Genomic DNA, 18,083 nt, shown 5'->3' with positions numbered 1-18,083 from the left:
GTGCTATGGCGCCTCTTACCACTCACGGGTCAGGCTCCCGGCGGGGCCCACTGGGACGGGGGGAGTGGGCGGACGCCGTTGTGGGCGTCGGGGTCGACGGTGAAGGTGGCCACGCGCTGGTAGCCCTTCTTGTTCTGCAGGCCGGACTTGCGGTAGGCGGCGGTGAGGGCGACCTTGGCCCAGAACGCGGGGCCGGTGACCGCGCGCGAGCGCGGCGTCCAGCCGTAGTGGCGCAGCAGGCCGTTGCCGTAGTTCATGGCGTAGGTGCGGCGGATGTCGGGGGTCCAGTGTTCGCTGGTCAGGGACACGGACAGCTCGTCGAAGTTCTCGATGCGGTGCGGGCCGTTGAGCGCCCAGTGCAGGGCGTCGCCGGGGGCCAGGTCGTGCGGCTCGGCGTGCTCGTCGTACCAGGGCTGGTAGGTGGCCACGCCGTAGGTGGCGGAGCGGACGGCCTCCTCCAGTTCGGCGGGGCGCAGGAACGGCTCGGTGGCCGGGTAGATGATGAACCGCTTGCGGCCGCGCACCTGCCAGATGGCCTGGCCGGGGATGTCGATGTGGTAATGCACGGTGGCCTTCGGCGAGGAGATCAGCACGCCGAGCTTGCGCTTGACCACGTCCAGGCCGGGCACCTGGGCGGCGAACTCGGCGAAGATCTTGTCGGCCAGCTCGGCGAAGCGCGGGTCCCACTCGCTGATGCCGACCAGGTTGATCCACAGCTTGCCGTCGCGCACCGCCTCAAGGACGCCGGCGCCGGGCACGGTGCCGCGCGCCACGGACGGCCAGGTGGACGGGTCGGTGCCGCCCTCGGTGTGCATGGCCAGGCTCTTCGGCGCGGCGGTCTCGATCAGCTTGGCCAGCGAGTCGTCGGAGAACAGGTCCATCTCCGCCAGGTGGTGGCGCAGCTTGACGGTCTGGTGGCCCCACAGCTCGCGCTGGTGCGCGTCGAGTGGGTCGATAACTGATAACACGACAGGCCCCTTCGTGAGTCACCCGATGCGGGCGACTCTCCCCCTGCCCGGTCACGACCGGGCACCCATACTGAAAATCCCTCAGCTCACGCCCGCGGCGGCGATCGGGCGCACCCCGTTGGGGGCGTCCGGATCGGGAACGAACTCCGGGACGCGCTTGTAACTCTGCCTCTCCTGGACGGTCGCGCGCCACAGCGTCGTGACGGCGACCTTCGTCCAGAATGCCGCGCCGTGCACCGAGCGCGAGCGTGGCGTGTATCCCAGCGAGCGCAGCACCCCGTTGCCGTAGTTCACGGCCCACCGGCGGAGGATCTCCGGGGTGAAGTGTTCGCTGGTCAGCGAGACGTTGATCTCGTCATGGTTGTCGATGCGGTGCGGGCAGTTGAGCGCCCAGTGCAGCATCTGGCCGGGTTCGAGGTCGTACACCTCGGCGTGGTCGTCGTACCAGGGCTGGTAGCTGAGCTCCTCGGCGGTGACGCTGCGGATCACGTTCTCCAGCTCGGCGGGCTGCAGGAACGGCGGCGCCGGCGGGTAGAGGTAGATCCGCTTGCGGCCCCGGACCTGCCAGAGCGCCTGGCCGGCGGGGTCGCAGTGGTAGAACACGCGGGCGTTCGGCGAGGAGACCAGCAGTCCGATCTTGCGCTTGAAGGCGTTGAACCCGGGAACCTCCCGCGCCCACTCGGCGTAGATGGCGTCCAGCAGCTCGCGGAATCGGGGGTCGGCGTCCTGCACGTCCGTCATGTTGATCCACACCCGGCCGGAGCGGACCGCGTCCAGGATGCGCCGCCCGGACACCCCGCCCCTGGCCACCGACTTCCAGGTCGATACGTCGTCGGCCATGGTGTGCATGATCAGGCGCTTCTCGTCGTACGTATCGAGCAGCGCGGCCAGCACCTCGTCGGAGAACAGGTCCAGCTCGGTGAGGCCGTGGCGGAGCTTGACGGTGTGCCGGCCCCAGACCGCGCGGTGGCGCGGCTCGAGTCGCTGGATGATGCGCGGCACGCGGCGAGAATACCGGCCACGGGTAGCCGTGATCGCGGCCCTCGGCCTGGTTAGGCTCGCCGCTCATGGACACCACGCGCGAGTGGTCCGAGCCGCCCCGCTCGGCCCGACCGCATCCCGGCGTGGGCCCGCTGGTCGGCTCGGCGTGCACGGTGCGGGTGGTGGACCGGGGCGAGTTCGACAACGGCTGGGCCGACCACATCCTGGAGACGCTGCACTGCGAGGTCTCGCCATGAGGCCGCCGGCGCTATTGGTGGGCGGGAACCCGCAGACGCTGTCGGTGGGGCGTCGGCTGGCCGCGCTCGGGGTGCGGGTGTACGGGCTGGGCACCGGGCGCGAGCTGCGCCACTCGCGGGCGTTCCGGACGGTGTTCCTACCGGGGGAGAACGACGAGCGGGTCCGTACCGACTGGCTGCTCGGCGCGCCCGGCGCCCGGTTGGCCGGTGCCGTGCTGTTGGCCTGCGACGACGTCGCGCTGACGCTGGTCGCCCGCAACCGCGAGCGGCTGGCCGAGCGGTTCGAGCTGGACATCTCCGACCCGGCCGCCCAGTTGGACATGCTCGACAAGCACGCCACGTACGAGATCGCGACCAAGGCGGACGTGCCGACCCCGAGGTACTGGATGGTCGGCGGCGCGGACGAGCTGCTCGCCCGCCGCGACGAGTTCGCCTACCCGCTGCTGCTCAAGCCGCTGCGCTCGCACGAGTACCAGGCGCGGTTCCCCGGCAAGTTCAGGACCGCGCGCGACGGCGGGGAGCTGGTGGCCCAGTACCGGGCGATGGGCGAGGCCGGCATCGAGTGCATGCTGGTGGAGACCATCGAGGGCCCGGACTCGCTGCTGTGCAGCTACTTCACCTACATCGCGGAGGACGGCGAGCCGGCGTTCCATTTCACCAAGCGGATCATCCGTCGGTTCCCGCCCCGGCAGGGATTCGGCTGCTACCACGTCACCGACGTGAACCCGGAGGTCCGCGACGTCGGGCTGCGGATGGTCAGGGCGGCCGGGGTGCGCGGGCTGGCCAACGTGGAGTTCAAGCGCGACCCGCGGGACGGCACGCTCAGGCTGATGGAGTGCAACGCGCGGTTCGTGGCGTCGAACGCGCTGGTCGCGGCGGCGGGCATCGACCTGGCGCGGCTGGTCTACCGGCGGATCCTTGGCGAGCCGGTGCGCTGGCCGAGGACGTACCGCGAGGGGCTGCGGCTGTGGCACCCGACGAACGACGTCCGCGCCCTGCTCGCGCTGCGCCGCACCGGCGAGCTGACCGTCGCGGACTGGCTGCGCAGCGTCGCGCATGGCCGCCAGATCCTGCCCTACCTGCGGCTGAGCGACCCGGGGCCGGCGCTGGCGCGGGCCGCCGGCCGGGTGTCCAGGGCGGTCACCGGCCGGGTCCGCGCGATCGGATGAGTCACCGGATCATCCTGCTGCCGGGCGACGGGATCGGGCCGGAGGTCACCGCGGCGGCCCGCGCCGTGCTGGACGCCTCCGGCGCGGACCTCGACTGGGAGGTCCACCAGGCTGGCCTGACCGCCCTGGCCGCCGGCGCGAAGGAGCCGTTGCCCCGGCACGTCGTCGAGGCCATCGCGGACCGCGGGGTGGCGCTGAAGGGGCCGTTCACCACCCCGGCGGACGGCAGCATGCCCTCGGTCAACATCGCGCTGCGCCGCGAGCTGGACCTGTACGCCAACGCCCGCCACGTGCGGACCCTGCCCGGCGTTCCGGGGCGGCACGTGGACCTGATCATCATCAGGGAGACGACCGAGGACGTCTACGCCGGCATCGAGCTTGCCGAGGACAGCGCCGAGGAGCTGGCCGACTGGCTGCGCGCGAGGGGCATGCCGGTGCCGGCAGGGGCGGCGCTGGCGGTCAAGGTCGCCTCGGCGGCCGGGGCGAGGCGGGCGTTCGAGTTCGCCGCCGACTACGCCGAGCACCACGGCCGCCGCAGGCTGACCGCCGTGCACAAGGCCACCGTGCTGCCGGCCACCGACGGGCTGTTCGTGGCGACCGGCCGCGCCGTGGTGACCGCCCGCACCCACCTGGAGTTCGACACCATCGCGGTGGACGCGCTGGCCGCACACCTGGTGCAGCGGCCGGAGGAGCTGGACGTGCTGGTGCTGCCCGGCCAGTACGGCGACATCATGGCCGACCTCGGCGGTGCCCTGGTCGGCGGCATCGGCATGGTCCCCGGGGTGAACCACGGCTCGTGCGTGTCGCTGTTCGAGCCCGCGCACGGCAGCGCGCCCCGCCACGCCGGCCGCAACCGGGCCAACCCGGTGGCCACCATCCTGTCCGGCGCGCTGGCGCTGCGTCGCCTCGGTGAGGACGAGGCCGCGCGCCGGGTGGAGGACGCCGTGGCCGCGGCGCTCGCGGACGGCAGGCACACCTACGACCTGACGCCGCACCGATCGGGGGACGGTGCGCTCGGCACGGCCGAGTTCGCCGCGGCGGTCATCTCGAAACTGTTATGACGTTGCTAGTGTCCGGGGGTGCGGTTGGAGTTAGGGCAGGTGGACGACCGGTTGCGAGTGAAGACCGAGCCGATCTCCACGACCGTGTCCGCGCAGCCCGGTGTCGCCACGCTGTCGACGTGGGACGGGCTCGTCTCCGACCTGCCGGGCAGCGATGTCACCCAGCTCAGCGGCTGGGCCGGGGTGCGCGGCAGCGTCGGCTACCGGCCGCTGTACGTGTTCGCCTGGCGGGACGGACGGTTGGTCGGCGGGGCGCAGGTGCTGATGCGCCGGCTGCCGGTGATCGGCACGGTCGGTTACGTCGCCTACGGTCCGCTGGTGGCCGCCGGCGCCCCTCGCCCGGCCGTGGTGACGGCGCTCGCCGACGCGCTGTCTCGGCTGGCCAGACACCGGTTGCGCGCGCTGTTCGTCCAGCCGGCGGACGGTGGGGACGACGTCAGCCGCGCGTTGCTGGCGCGCGGGTTCCGGTGCTCCACGGCCGGGGTGGCGCCGGCCACCACGGTGCGCATCGACCTGTCCGTCGACGAGGACGAGCTGCGCGCCGGCATGAGCAGGCGGATCCGCCGCTGGACCGGCAAGTGGGAGCGCTGCGGGGTCGCGGTGCGCCGGGGCACCGCCCGTGACGTGGACCTGCTCATCGGGCTGATCGGCCGCACCGCCGCGCACCAGGGCTTCCCCGAGCTGTCCGGACGCTACGTGCGCAACCTCTACCACCGGCTCGCCGGCGGCGGGCACGCGGAGATCTTCGTCGGCGAGGTGGACGGCGAGCCGGTCGCCGCCGAGCTGTTCACCGCCTGCGGCGGGGTGCTGCGCAGCCGGTTCACCGGCCTGGACCGCTCCAGCCCGGCGGTGCGGCTGAGCGTGACCTCGGCGCTGGACTGGGAGGCCATCCGCTGGGCCAAGCGCGCCGGCCTGCGCGAGTTCGACGTGGGCGGGCTGTCGGAGGACGCCGCCTCGGTGGTGCGGGCGGAGGGCTTCAGCACGTCCTCGCTGACCGGGCCGGAGCTGTTCAAGGTCGCCTTCGGCGGCCGGCTGCATGCGTACCCGCGCGCGGTCGAGCTGATCTCGTCCACGCTGCTGCGCGCCGGCTACGACGCACTGGACTCGGCGTCGGCGGGACGGTTCCTGGTGGACCGGGCCCGCGGCTGGATGCGCCGGGGCGGGCTGCCCCGGTACTAAGAGCCGGACACGCGAGCCCGCACCTTGGCGATCACCGTCGGCAGCTGCCCGGTGAACAGCGCCAGCGCGAACCCGAAGCAGGCCAGTGCGGTGGCGCCCAGCGCGACCCCCGCGACCAGCTGCGGCACCCGGTGGTGCAGCCGCTCCACCGCCCAGGCGCCGAGCACCGCCGCCGGGACCATGGCCACGGCGGCCGCGAGCACGGCGGTCAGCCGGCGCGGGTCGAGCAGCGGCTGCGGGCGGATCGCCGCGCGCACCATGGCCAGCGCGAGGGCCGCGGCGACCAGGTCGGCCAGCAGCACCGCGCAGCTCAGCCCGATCAGCCGATCCCCGCCGGCCGGCAGCGCCAGCGCGCCCAGCGCGACCGCCAGCCGCACCGCCAGCGTCACGGTGCTGACGTAGCGCGGCCCGGTCACGTCCAGGCGCGCGAACAGGGCCTGGCGGGCCACCTCGTTGACCGCGTCGGCGAACTGCGCGATGGCGAACACGACCAGGCAGGCGGTCAGCCAGCGCACGATCGAGGGGTCGTGCAGCCTGCCGTTGGCCAGCGTGGCGGCCACCGGTTCGGCGTAGGCCCACAGCAGGCACAGCGCGGGCAGGCTGGCGATCACCGAGTAGCTCAACGCCTGCCGCCACGCGGTGCCGAACCTCTCGGCGTCCTGCCCGTCCGCAGCGGCGCTCATCCCCGGCAGCGCCGCGACCGTCACCGCCTTGGCGCCCAGCGCGGCGATCACGAAGTACACCGACATGGCGGCCTGGAACACGAACACCCCGCCGGGCACGGTGGCCGCCACCGCCAGCATCCCGAACATGGACACGGACGGGAACGCCGCCACGACCACCGAGCGGCGCAACCGCCCGGTGACCTCCCGGGTGGCCTCGTCCGCCCGCCAGCCGCGGCGCGGCAGCACCGGCATCCCGACCTGCCAGGCGCCGACCAACTGCGCCACCGCATGCGTGGCCACCGACGCCGTGGCGCCCACCCCGAGCACGAACACCATGGTCAGCGACGCGTTCGCCACGTCCACCCCGGGCCGGAACCACAGCGCCACCAGGCCCACGGTCGCGACCAGCCCCAGGTTCTCCAGAGCGGGCGCCGCGGCGGCCAGCGCGAAGCGCCCCCTGGCCTGCTGCACCGCCGCCCCGATCGCGGCCAGCGTGTAGCAGAGCACCTGCGGCGCCACGAACACCAGCACCAGGACGGTCAGCCGCCACGCCCGCCAGCGGGTGTCCGCGTCCGGGATGCCCGCCGTCACCGCCAGCGCCACCAGCGGCGAGGCCAGCACCAGCCCGGCCGCCGCCACCCCCGACCAGAACAGCAGGTACCCGCTGACCCGTCCGAGCAGCTCCCCGGACGCCGCGACGCCGCGCTCGGCCAGCGACCGGACCAGCGCGGGCACCAGCACCAGCGCCAGGATCGGGCCGGCCAGAGCGGTGTACGTCAGGTTCGGCACCGTGTTCGCGGACAGGAACGCGTTGGCGAAGAACGTCGGCCCCAGCACCGCGCCGATGGCCACCACCCGCAGCAGCCCGGTGACCCTGCTGACCAGCGTCCACACCGCGACCGTGGCCGAACCGCGCGCCGTGCTCGGCGGCTCGGGCTCGGTCGCCGGGCCGCGTTCCATTCCGGACACGCTATCGCCCGCCGACCCCCCGGCGGAGCGCGGCATAGGCTCTTTCGGATCTTTCACGACCCCCGGGCGCGGTGCTATGAACGAATGACCCGAAGCGCGGTTGGGAGGGTCAATGAAGACCAGAGCTGCGATCCTGCGCGGAGTGAACCAGGACTTCGAGGTCACCGAGGTGGACCTCGATCCGCCCCGGGCCGGCGAGGTCCTGATCAGGTATGTGGCGGCCGGCCTGTGCCACTCGGACGAGCACCTGCGCCACGGCGACATCGTGCCCCGGTTCCCGATCGTGGGCGGCCACGAGGGCGCGGGGATCATCGAGGAGGTGGGCGAGGGGGTCACCCGGCTCGCGCCCGGCGACCACGTGATCTGCTCGTTCCTGCCGGTGTGCGGGCACTGCCGGTTCTGCGCCAGCGGCAAGACCAACCTGTGCGACCTGGGCGCCACCATCCTGGAAGGCTGCATGCCGGACGGGACCTTCCGGTTCCACCAGAACGGCGAGGACCTCGGCGCCATGTGCATGATCGGCACGTTCTCCGAGCGCGCCACCATCTCCGAGACGTCCTGCGTCAAGGTCGCCGACGACGTGCCGCTGGACAAGGCGGTGCTGATCGGCTGCGGGGTGCCGACCGGATTCGGCTCGGCCGTGCACGCCGCCGAGACCGAGCCGGGCGACACCATCGCCATCTACGGCATCGGCGGCATCGGGATCAACGCCGTGCAGGGCGCCGCGCTGGCCGGCGCGGCCAACGTGGTGGCGATCGACCCGCTGGCCAACAAGCGGGAGATGGCCGAGCAGGTCGGCGCGACGCACAGCGTGGCCGGCGCCGAGGAGGCGCACGAGCTGATCCAGCAGCTCACCCACGGGGTCGGCGCGGACAAGGCGATCATCACGGTGGACATCGTGAACACCGAGGTCACCACGGCCGCCGTGCACTGCATCCGGAAGGGCGGCACGGTCGTGATCACCGGCCTGGCCGACCCGACCAAGAACACCGTGGAGATCCCCGGCGCGCTGCTCACCCTGTTCGAGAAGCGCATCCAGGGCTCGCTGTTCGGCTCCGGCGACCCGTTCCGGGACATCCCCAGGCTGGTCAACATGTACCAGGCCGGCCAGATCAAGCTGGACGAACTGATCACTAGGACGTACACCCTGGACGAGGTCAACCAGGGCTACCGGGACCTGCTGGACGGCAAGAACGTGCGGGGTGTGATTCGCTACGACACGTGAGCACGGGTCTGGCACCGATCATCGGGCTGCGCCGCGAGCGCGAGGTGCTGACCGTCGCGCTGGACACCGGCCGGCACGTGGTCATCGAGGGCCCGCCGGGCACCGGCAAGTCCACCCTGCTGCGGTCCATCGCGCGTGAGACCGGCCAGGAGGTCGTGTTCGTCGAGGGCAACGCCGAGCTGACCCCGGCGAGGCTGATCGGTGCGTTCGACCCGTCCCAGGTGCTCTCCGAGGGCTACCGCCCGGACACATTCCTGGACGGCCCCCTGCTCACCGCCATGCGCGGGGGCGGGCTGCTCTACCTGGAGGAGCTGAACCGGGTCCCCGAGGAGACCCTGAACGTGCTGATCACCGTGCTCACCGAGGGCGAGATCGCGGTGCCAAGGCTGGGCACGGTGCACGCCGGCCCGAGGTTCCGGCTGATCGCCGCGATGAACCCGTTCGACGCGGTCGGGACCGCCCGGGTCAGCCAGGCCATCGCCGACCGGATGTGCCGGGTGGTGCTCGGCTACCAGGACGAGGCCGCCGAGCGGGCCATCACCACCGCGATGACCGGGGTCGCCGGGCGGCCGGTGGAGCTGTCGGTCGCGCTGGCCAGGGCCACCAGGGAGCACCGCGACGTGCGGATGGGCTCCAGCGTGCGCGGCGCCATCGACCTGGTGCACCTGCTGACCGGGCTGGGCCGGCTGCGCGGCGAGCCGGCCCCGGTCCGGGAGACCGCGCGGGACGCCGCCTACGCCGCGCTGTCCGGCCGGATCCGGGTGGCCGACGGCGTGGACCGCACCGCCGAGTCCGTGATCGACGAGCTGCTGGACCAGCTCTGGCCCCCCGACGAGCCCGACGAGCCGGACGAGCCCCCCGAAGAAGGGGGCGATCCGGGAAAAGCCCCTAGCCTGCCGCCGCCACCGAACGGGGCAGGCCCCCCACAGCGTTCCCGTCCCCGCCGCAACCAGTCCGCCCGCACCCACGGCCGCGCCGAGCTGGCCGCCCGCCACGAGGCCTTCGCCACCGTGTCCCCGAAGGTCGGCGAGCTGGACGAGGATGCCTTCGCCGAGGCCATGCGGTCCGACCCGGACGCGGCCGCCGCGCTGCTGGCCGAGCTGGCCCGCGCCACCGACCGTGAGCTGCGCGCCGCCGCCCGCCGCCTGGCCGGCCGGGTGTTCATCGAGCTGGGCCGCACCGGGCCGGCCCGCGCCAGGGGCACCCGCAGGATCGGCCCGCGCCGGGGCGGGGACGGCGACCTGGACCTCGAACGCACCCTGGACGGCTGGTCGGGGCGCTGGCCGCCGGCCGGGGACGAGCTGGTCACGCTGGGTTGGACGGCGCACCGGCGGGCCGTCTGCCTGCTGGTCGACTCCAGCGGCTCGATGTCCGGGCTGGCGGTGGCGCTGGCCGCGGTGGCCGCCGCCGGCGTGGTGCTGGCCAGCGGGAACGACAGGGGCCGGCGGCTGGACACGAGCGTGCTGGCGTTCGGCGAGGAGGTCACCGTGCTCGCCCCGCACGGCGTGCACCGCCCGCCGGAGGACCTGGTCGCCGAGCTGGTCTCGCTGCGCGGGCACGGCCTGACCGACATCGCGGCCGCGCTGCGGGAAGCCGCCCGCCAGCTCGCCTCCGCTCCCGCCGACGAGCGTGTCGCCATCCTGCTCTCCGACGGCCAGCACACCACGGGCGCGGACCCCGCCACCGCGCTGGCCGGCATCGACCGCCTGCACGTCCTCTGCCCACTGGCCCCGGACGCTCAGGAAGCCACCCGGGCTGCCAGTGCACTGGCCGAGCGCGGCGGCGGCCGGTACCGGGTGGTGCGCCGGCTCACCGACATCGCACCCGCCGTCGGCGCGGTCCTTAGCAGTGTGTAACAGTCTGAGCACCGTGCGCGATGACCGTCACATCATGCGCTACGGGCTGCTCTCCGACGTCCACGCCAACCTGCCGGCGTTGACCGCCGCCGTGCGGCGGCTGTCCGAGCTGGGCGTGGACCGGTGGCTGTGCGCCGGCGACGTGATCGACTACGGGCCGCAGCCGAACGAGTGCGTCGCCGAGCTGGCCGCGCTCGACCCGGTCTGCATCGTCGGCAACCACGAGCTGGCCGCCCTCGGCGAGCTGCCCGACGACAGGTACTCCCCGCGCGCCCGGGCGTCGCTGGCCTGGACCCGGACGGTGCTCACCGACGACTCCCGCCGCTGGTTGGCCGCGCTGCCCCCGCTGGCGGAGGTGCCCGGGGTGGTGATGGCGCACGGCTCGCTGACCGACCCGGAGGAGTACGTCCGCCGCGAGGACCAGGCCGAGGCGCAGCTCGACCTGCTGGCCGCCGAGCACCCCGGCGCGCGGGTCCTCGTGCTCGGCCACACCCACCGCGCGTGGCTCTACCGCCAGGGCCGTGATTCTGTTTCGGGCACCATCCCCGACGCCGTACCGGCGCGCGCCGCCGGCCAGGCCACCGAGGTCACGCTGGCCCACGAGTCCAGGTACCTGGTCAACCCCGGCTCGGTCGGCCAGTCCCGGCAGCGGGAGCGGCGGCCGCTGGCGCGGTGCGCGCTGCTGGAGGTCCCCGAGTCCGGCCCCGCCGCGATCACCGTGCGGTTCCTCGCGGTGCCCTACGACCACCGCGCGGTGCGCGCGGCGCTGCGCCGCGAGCGGCTGCCGCTCGACAGCGTGCACGTGCGCCCCGGCGCGCTGGCCAGGCTCCGCCGAACGCTGGCCCGCCACCAGCCATAACCCGGCCGAGCGCCCGCACCGCCGACCAACACGCATGGTGGCGGAACTTTTCAAGGTCCACCCACCCGATGAGGTACGTTTCTCCGCCATCTCGCCGTCAGGCGCCACGCTGTGGACCCAGTTGCCGCAATTCCGTGTGAAATGCGGGCTGGATGGAGCAGCGGTCGGGGAATGGGTGTGACGTTGGGTGAGACGGCGCAGCGAGGCTGAGCGGCTTCTCACGGCCGCGCGCGAGTTCACCCAGCTCAGCGCGCGGCGGGCGGCCGAAACTGTTATCACAGGGGTCACGTACGCTCGGTTCCTGCTTGATAACGGTCGGTCCGCTGACAGCCGATGGTTGCCGCTGACGGCCACCCGAAGGCCCGGAGCGCGTCCGGCCGGTGGAGTCGAACCGACTCGGCGGGGAGGGATGCGGTTCATGAGGCCTGTGGTTGTGGTGGGGGCCTATACCCCCGGGCTCGCGGTCATCCGGGCGCTCGGTTCGAGGGGCGTTCCGGTGGTCGTGGCCCGGTACCACAAGCGGGACATGGGTCAGGCGTCCAAGTTCGTCCGGGAGCTGGTGGACTGCCCGCACCCGGAGGCCGAGGAGGCCAGGTTCGTGGCGTTCCTGGTCCGGCTGGCCGCGCGGTACCCGAAGGCGATGCTGGTGCCCAGCTCGGACCAGGCGCTGGCCGCCGTGTCCAGCAACGCCGCCGCCCTGGTGCGGGCCGGCTACGTGGTGGCCGCGCCGGACGCCCGGGTGGCGCGGGTGTGCCTGGACAAGTCCGACACCTACCTGCTCGCGGAGTGCAACGGCGTGCCCTCGCCGGCCACCATCGCGGTCGCCGGCGTCGGTGACATCGAGCGCTACGCCGCACGGGCACCGTTCCCCGCCGTGCTCAAGCCCACCATCAGCCACCGCTACTACGCGGTGTTCGGCCGCAAGTGGACGCGGGTGGACGGCCTGGCGCACGCGGTCGCGGAGTACCGGCAGGCGCACGACGCCGGCCTCGAGGTGATCCTGCAGGAGCTGATCCCCGGCGACGAGCTGTGCGGGGCGAACTACAACGCGTACTTCTGGGCCGGCGAGCCGCTGGTGGAGATGACCGCCGCGAAGATCAGGAACTCCCCGGCCGAGACCGGCTCGCCGTGCGTGGCCGTCTCCAGGGACCTGCCCGACGTGCTCGGCCCCGGCCGGGACATGCTGCGCGCGCTGGGCTACCACGGGTTCGCGAACGTCGAGTTCAAGCGCGACCCCCGGGACGGCGTCTACAAGATCATCGAGGTGAACGCCCGGCACAACCTGTCGGCGGCGCTGGCGTACCACGCCGGGATCAACTTCCCGTGGCTGCAGTACCGCCACCTGGTCTACGGCGAGCGGCCCGTGCAGACGCCCTACCAGCGCGGCCTGTACTGGATCGACATCACCCGCGACCTGAAGGAAGCGCCGTCCTACCTGCGCCGGGACGACTACTCGCTGAGCCGGTTCCTGCGCCCGTACCTCTCGCCGCACGTGGCGGCCGTCTGGGACTCCCAGGACCAGGGGCCGGCCAGGGTCCGCGCCTGGGACACGGTCCGGACCCTGGCCGCCGCCGTGCCGGTACCCGGGGCGAAGTCCGCGCGCGAGCAGCTCACCCCGTCCAAGGTTCGTTAGAGCCGGTCGACCGACGGGCTGCGCAGCCGGTTGCGGGTGTCCAGCACGTTCTGCGCGTGGCGCTCCAGCAGCGGCCAGTCCACCACGTCGTGGTCGGTCAGCACGATGACCAGGTCGGCGCCGGTCACCTCGGCCTCCGTGCAGTCCACCAGCTCGATCCCGGACGGCACGTGCTCGGTGTCGATCAGCGGGTCGACCGCGCGCAGGTTCGCGCCCAGGTCGCGCAGCCGGTTCGCCACCGCGATGGCCGGGGACTCGCGGGCGTCGCCGGAGTTCGGCTTGTAGGCCAGCCCGATCAGCAGGATCGTGCTGCCGTTGACGGCCTTGCGGTCGCGGTTGAGGTGCGCGGTGGCGCGGGTGGCCACGTAGTCGGGCATGTGGTCGTTGACGTCGTTGGCGATGTCCACGAACCGGAAGCTCTGCCCCAGCGAGCGGCGCACCTGCCAGGACAGGTAGGACGGGTCGATCGGCAGGCAGTGCCCGCCGACGCCGGGTCCCGGGGTGAATTTCATGAAGCCGAACGGCTTGCTCGCCGCCGCGTCGATCACCGACCAGACGTCGATGCCCATCCCGTGGCAGTACACCGCCAGCTCGTTGACCAGCGCGATGTTGACGTGCCGGAAGGTGTTCTCCAGCAGCTTGGCCAGCTCGGCCTCCTTGGTGCCTGTCACCGGCACGACCTCGTCGACCAGCGCGCCGAAGAACTCCGACACCGCGCGCAGCGAGCCCTCGTCGATCCCGGACACGATCTTCGGGGTGTTCTGCAGCCGGTACACCTTGTCGCCGGGGTTGATCCGCTCCGGGCTGAACCCGACCTGGAAGTCCTCGCCGGCGCGCAGCCCGCTGCCGCCCTCCAGCCGGGGGACCACGATCTCTTCGGTGGTCCCCGGGTACGTGGTGGACTCCAGGATCACGCAGCAGCCCTTGCTCACGTGCGGGGCCAGCGTGTCCGAGGCCCGCTCGATGTAGGACAGGTCGGGCGCGCCGTCCTGCAGCGGGGTCGGCACCGAGATGACGGCCACGTCGAAGCCGGCCATGTCGGCGGGGTCGTAGGACGGGGTGTAGCGGCCGGTGGCCAGCGCGGCGGCCACCTCGGCGTCGGTGATGTCGTCGATGAACGTCTCGCCCCGGCGCAGCCGGTCCACCCGGTCCTTGGCCACGTCGAAGCCGACCACGTCGAAGCCGACCTCCACGGCCCGCATCGCGACCGGCAGCCCCACGTAGCCCTGGCCGAGGATGACCACCCGGCGTGTGTCCTGTGTCATTTGGAACGAACCCCTCACGAAACTCGTGGAATGCCTGTCAACAGAAGTGACGGTAGAGAAGCGCGCCGGCCTGGGTGCTGATCTCGTCCGGCACCGACTCCTCGGTGAAGAGCCTGGTCAGCTCGCCGAGCATGGCGCCGACCTCGCTCTTGGGCGTCGGGTCCGGGCCGCCCCGCAGGGTGACGACGCGGCGCTCCTCGCTCGCCCACTTGCGCTTGTAGGACACCAGCCCGGGCTGGTCGAGGTCGGAGACGCCCCAGTCCACGCTGGTCAGCCCCCGGGACATGGCAAGCTTGAGCGCCGCCCAGTACAGCGCGTCGTTCGGGCGCTTGGGCAGGTGCTCGGACAGCGAGGCGCCGAACTTGTAGTACAGCTTGTCGCCCCAGACCAGGTACATCGCGCCGGCGGCGATCTCGCCGTCGACCTCGGCGAGCAGGGTGATCACCGCGTCCTCGCCGGTGAACTGCTGCCAGATCTTCTCGAAGAACTCCACCGGCTGGGCCAGCAGCCGGTACTTGCGCTTGCGCAGCCCCACGTGCAGCTTGTGGAAGGTGTGCACGGCGTCCAGCTCGGTGCTGGCGGTGACCGTCACGCCGTTGCGGTCGGCGGCCTTGAGGTTGCGCCGGGAGGTGGAGCTGATCTTCTTGTACAGCTCCTCCTCGGTGAGGCCGGCCAGCGGCGTGTGGTGCCAGGCCACCTCGCCCACGGCGCGCAGCCGGGGGTCGGCGGTCGCCGGGTTGTCCGAGAAGCAGCGCATGGTCAGCGGCGTGCCGGTGGCCAGCGCGTCGTCGGCCAGCCCGGCCCAGGCGCCCGGTTCGACCACCATCGGGTCGGCCCGGTCGCAGAACGGCAGGCTGGAGATCCGCTCGCCCCTGATGTCGTCGACGGTGACCCAGGCGAAGCCGCCGACCGGCTCGCCGGCGTCGGACACCGAGAGCCGGGCCTCCGGGGTGAAGTCGTAGCTGTCGCTGACGGCCCGGATCCAGGGCGGCGAGGTGAACAGGCCGCCGGCCGGTCCACCCGCCAGCCGCTGCCAGCCGGGGTCCGTGCGGGGGTCTACCCGCTGAATCGCGTTGACGGTGCTCTCCTTGACGTGAGCTCTGACATGATCACTGGACCCCGCGAGCGTCCCGCCCGCCACGATACCTGTCTGGCCGGCCGGTGCCGTTCGCATACCCTGTCGCCTTCACATACACGGTCGCCTCCAGACGACCCGACGAGGGGAGCGCGGTGCCGGTGTGGTCCAGGCCCCAGGCTGTGTTGCTGACGGGGTTGCTGGCGGGGGTGCTCGCGGTGGCGCTGGCCGGCTGCGGCGGCGGTACCGGCGCGAACGCCAGCGGAGGCGGCGTGCCGGCCAACCGACCGGCGCCGGCGCCGCAGAACGCGCTGCCCCCGGGCGGCTGCGCGCTCATCGACGACCCGGGCGTGGCGCAGCGGGCGCTGGACACCGCCCGGCCGGGGGACCAGGTGTGCCTGGGCGGCCCCGGGCTGGTCTCGGCGAACCTGCGGATCACCAGGTCCGGTGCGCCCGGCCAGCCGATCCGGGTGCTCTCCGACGGCGCCGAGGTGCAGGACCTGAGCGTGCACGCCGACCAGGTCGAGGTGGCCGGGTTCACGCTGCGCGACGGCGGCGGGCTGAGCCTGCGCGGCGCCGGGCTGCGCGCGCACCACAACAACGTGCTCAACGCCCGGCAGAGCGGCATCACCTGCAACTGCACCGACGGCGCCGTCGAGTCCAACGTGGTGGACGGCACCGACGGCACCGGCATCTGGGTGTCCGGCCAGCGCATCACCGTGCGGGGCAACGCGGTCAGCGGGTCGGTGCGCCGCAAGGCCGCCGACGCCGACGGCGTGCGCTTCTTCGGCAGCGAGCTCCGGATCACCCAGAACTCCGTGCACGACATCTCGGCCGCCGGCTACGCCGAGAACGAGGCGCCGCACCCGGACTGCTTCCAGACCTTCACCTCGGACGGCCCGCCCAGCTACGACGTACTGATCTCCGACAACCGCTGCGAGCGGGTGGACGAGCAGTGCCTGATCGCCACCGGGCGCCACGGCAACCCCGGGGTGCCCGCCGACACGCGGGCGATCACGTTCGCGGGCAACCGCTGCGACGTCGGCGGCGCGCAGGCGGTGGGCCTGGACGGCTACCCGCACGTGGACGTCCGGGACAACACGATCACCGGTCCGAACCTGTACCGGGGGGTCTACCTCTCCGGCGGCTCCACCGACGGCGCCGTCCTGGACAACGTCATGCTGGTGGACCGCCCGGCGTACGAGGCCGACCCCGCCTCCCGGCCGGTCCAGGCCCGGGGCAACCGCTCGTCGCGCTGAGCCGCCCCGGATCGGGCCGTGACCGTGCTGGTCAGCCGTGGCCACGCAGCCGCGCCGCGACCTCGGGCGTGGTGCGCTGGGCCGGCACCGACGTGTACGGCAGGGCGGGCACGAAGTCGATCAGCACGCCGCGCAGCGAGCCGAGCAGATCCCCGGTGCCGCCGATCTCGGCGATGTCGGCGGGCGACGGACGCCATTCCTCCAGCCGAAGCTCGCCGGATCCCATCGAACGCCGCTCGGACATGCCTGACCACCCTCGGTTCATCGCTCGTCGGTACGTCGGTCGGGACCGGCGGCTCACCAATGGCTGAGTGCTTCAACCCAATGGCTCAGCGGCCGGCACCCTGTGTATCGCGCGACCCCCCGTTCGGCGTTTCAACCCCACGCCCAGATCCGCTCCGGACCGCGCCGATGAACCTGATCGGTGTGACAGATGGTTCTGGTGTGTCCGAAGTGACAGGCGCCGACCTGCCCAGCCGCCCGGTGCGCAACGCGGCCTTGGCGAGCTCGATCGCCCGCCGCCCCGCCGGCCACCGCCGGGACAGGTCGTAGCCGAACCTGGTCATCCGCCCCGCGATGAGCTCGACGGCCTGGGGGTAGCGGTACAGCTCGCCGCCGAACCCGGCCTTGAACCTGTCCACCCCGCGCAGCCCGTCCCGGCGCCCGCCGTCGGCCAGCAGGTCCGCCGCCTCCGGGCTGATGCCGCCGAAGTCGAACCACCGCACCCCGGCCGCCCGCGCCCAGCCGATGGCGTGCCACTGCACGGCGGCCGGGACGTTGAGCTTGGCCACCGCGTCGTCCCTGTCCATGCCGGCGAACCGCAGCTTGACGGTGTCCGCGCACCGGGTGAAGATCGCGGCCGCCACCGGCGCGCCGTCCAGCTCCCCGATGAACGCCACGGCTCCCGGCAGCTCGGTCAGCAAGGTCCGCAGGTACCCGTCGCCCACCGCGGCGAACCCCTGGTGCTCGCCGGACTGGGCCACCAGCCGCGCCACCGTCGGCAGGTCGTCCACCGTGGCCGTCCGTACCCGAACCCCCCGTGACTCCCACCGGTTGGTCCAGGTCCGCAGCCGCTTGCTCAGCCCCGCCCGCAGCGCCGCGGTGTCCTGGCGCAGGTCCAGCCGCAGCGACTGCCCCGGCGCGATACCGGCGTCGGACACCCGGAACCCACGCCCGAGCAGCCCTCCACCGACCGCGTCGACCCCCGGCGGCGGCTGCACGAACAGCATCCCCAGCCGCTCCCGCCCCATGTCGCTCAGCGCGTCGACGAGCTCCCGGACGACGGCCGCGCGGACCGCTGGCTGGCCACTGAGTCGCTCGGAGACCAACGGCCCATACGGCACATACCCCACACGGCCCAGGCCCGGCAGCCGCCGTTCCAGGACCTGAGCGCCGCCGACCAGCTCACCGTCCGCCTCGGGTCCGTGCTCCTCGCCGCGCGCGTACACGAACACGTACCGCGCCGCGAACCCCACCGTGCCGCGCAACCTGGCCCACCCCGGGAGCTGCGCCACGTCACCGCCCGGGGTCTCGGCCACCAGCCGCCCCCACGCCGCCATTGCGGCGGCCGAGGGCCGGTCGGTCACGACAACCGTCGTAACGGGAAGCGGACGGATCACGCGGATCGTGGCTGTGGACACGCACCCAAGGTAGGAACGCCGC

16 protein-coding genes are annotated in these 18,083 nt (G+C 73.0%); 9 read left to right on the top strand and 7 right to left on the bottom strand.

The window, feature by feature from the left end:
- Positions 1-29: 29 nt before the first annotated feature.
- The gene (locus N912_RS52710) at positions 30-968 is read right to left on the bottom strand and encodes a hypothetical protein (RefSeq protein ID WP_051580368.1); all 939 of its coding nucleotides are present in this window, start codon (positions 966-968) and stop codon (positions 30-32) included.
- Between the two features lie 81 nt (positions 969-1,049).
- On the bottom strand, positions 1,050-1,970 hold the full coding sequence (locus N912_RS52705; RefSeq protein WP_051580367.1) for a cupin-like domain-containing protein: 921 nt from the start codon (positions 1,968-1,970) through the stop codon (positions 1,050-1,052).
- Between the two features lie 65 nt (positions 1,971-2,035).
- Here N912_RS52705 and N912_RS64525 point away from each other — a divergent pair, with 65 nt between their 5' ends.
- The 4 genes from N912_RS64525 to N912_RS0117705 are packed head-to-tail and all read left to right on the top strand — an operon-like array spanning position 2,036 to position 5,615.
- Entirely contained in the window at positions 2,036-2,206 is a 171-nt protein-coding gene (locus tag N912_RS64525) for a hypothetical protein (RefSeq protein ID WP_169747901.1), read from the top strand.
- Complete coding sequence (locus N912_RS0117715; protein ID WP_169747900.1) at positions 2,203-3,375, top strand: carboxylate--amine ligase; 1,173 nt, start codon at positions 2,203-2,205, stop codon at positions 3,373-3,375. Before N912_RS64525 ends, N912_RS0117715 begins: the two co-directional genes overlap by 4 nt.
- The gene (locus N912_RS0117710; protein WP_028923460.1) at positions 3,372-4,436 is read left to right on the top strand and encodes an isocitrate/isopropylmalate family dehydrogenase; all 1,065 of its coding nucleotides are present in this window, start codon (positions 3,372-3,374) and stop codon (positions 4,434-4,436) included. Before N912_RS0117715 ends, N912_RS0117710 begins: the two co-directional genes overlap by 4 nt.
- 18 nt (positions 4,437-4,454) lie before the next feature.
- A complete protein-coding gene (locus N912_RS0117705; protein WP_156993713.1) occupies positions 4,455-5,615 on the top strand; it encodes a lipid II:glycine glycyltransferase FemX in 1,161 nt (386 codons plus the stop codon).
- On the opposite strand, the gene murJ is transcribed toward N912_RS0117705, so the two are convergent.
- Positions 5,612-7,240 (bottom strand): murein biosynthesis integral membrane protein MurJ, encoded by a 1,629-nt coding sequence (gene murJ / locus N912_RS0117700; RefSeq protein ID WP_028923458.1) that lies wholly within the window; start codon positions 7,238-7,240, stop codon positions 5,612-5,614. The genes N912_RS0117705 and murJ overlap by 4 nt on opposite strands.
- Positions 7,241-7,361: 121 nt before the next feature.
- On the opposite strand from murJ, the gene N912_RS0117695 reads away from it, so the two are divergent.
- The 4 genes from N912_RS0117695 to N912_RS65175 all read left to right on the top strand — a co-directional run bounded on the left by N912_RS0117695 (position 7,362) and on the right by N912_RS65175 (position 12,822).
- A complete protein-coding gene (locus tag N912_RS0117695; RefSeq protein WP_028923457.1) occupies positions 7,362-8,474 on the top strand; it encodes an NDMA-dependent alcohol dehydrogenase in 1,113 nt (370 codons plus the stop codon).
- Positions 8,471-10,330, top strand: coding sequence for an AAA family ATPase (locus N912_RS61545; protein ID WP_064745310.1), 1,860 nt, complete (start codon positions 8,471-8,473; stop codon positions 10,328-10,330). Before N912_RS0117695 ends, N912_RS61545 begins: the two co-directional genes overlap by 4 nt.
- 13 nt (positions 10,331-10,343) lie before the next feature.
- Complete coding sequence (locus N912_RS60445; RefSeq protein ID WP_156993711.1) at positions 10,344-11,189, top strand: metallophosphoesterase family protein; 846 nt, start codon at positions 10,344-10,346, stop codon at positions 11,187-11,189.
- A gap of 418 nt (positions 11,190-11,607) precedes the next feature.
- The gene (locus N912_RS65175) at positions 11,608-12,822 is read left to right on the top strand and encodes a carboxylate--amine ligase (protein WP_156993709.1); all 1,215 of its coding nucleotides are present in this window, start codon (positions 11,608-11,610) and stop codon (positions 12,820-12,822) included.
- Here N912_RS65175 and N912_RS0117675 read toward each other — a convergent pair.
- Together N912_RS0117675 and N912_RS0117670 are read right to left on the bottom strand one after the other, a co-directional pair.
- The gene (locus tag N912_RS0117675) at positions 12,819-14,087 is read right to left on the bottom strand and encodes a nucleotide sugar dehydrogenase (protein ID WP_028923455.1); all 1,269 of its coding nucleotides are present in this window, start codon (positions 14,085-14,087) and stop codon (positions 12,819-12,821) included. The genes N912_RS65175 and N912_RS0117675 overlap by 4 nt on opposite strands.
- Before the next feature lie 37 nt (positions 14,088-14,124).
- Positions 14,125-15,261 carry a lipid II:glycine glycyltransferase FemX gene (locus N912_RS0117670; protein ID WP_084210977.1) on the bottom strand — a complete coding sequence of 379 codons (1,137 nt, stop codon included), beginning with the start codon at positions 15,259-15,261 and terminating at the stop codon, positions 14,125-14,127.
- An 83-nt stretch (positions 15,262-15,344) separates the two neighbouring features.
- Here N912_RS0117670 and N912_RS60440 point away from each other — a divergent pair, with 83 nt between their 5' ends.
- Positions 15,345-16,421 (top strand): right-handed parallel beta-helix repeat-containing protein, encoded by a 1,077-nt coding sequence (locus N912_RS60440; RefSeq protein ID WP_051580365.1) that lies wholly within the window; start codon positions 15,345-15,347, stop codon positions 16,419-16,421.
- Between the two features lie 31 nt (positions 16,422-16,452).
- Here N912_RS60440 and N912_RS0117660 read toward each other — a convergent pair whose 3' ends face one another.
- Positions 16,453-16,665: a hypothetical protein gene (locus N912_RS0117660; protein WP_028923453.1), complete on the bottom strand. Its 213-nt coding sequence runs from the start codon at positions 16,663-16,665 to the stop codon at positions 16,453-16,455.
- 85 nt (positions 16,666-16,750) lie between these two features.
- On the bottom strand, positions 16,751-18,007 hold the full coding sequence (locus N912_RS0117655; protein WP_245645324.1) for a lipid II:glycine glycyltransferase FemX: 1,257 nt from the start codon (positions 18,005-18,007) through the stop codon (positions 16,751-16,753).
- Between the last annotated feature and the right edge of the window lie 76 nt (positions 18,008-18,083).

This window comes from Actinospineispora acaciae DSM 45401 (genome assembly GCF_000620785.1).
Lineage (GTDB): Bacteria > Actinomycetota > Actinomycetes > Mycobacteriales > Pseudonocardiaceae > Pseudonocardia > Pseudonocardia acaciae.
Note: the sequence above shows the minus strand (reverse complement) of the source record. Positions and strands in the feature narration are given on the sequence as shown.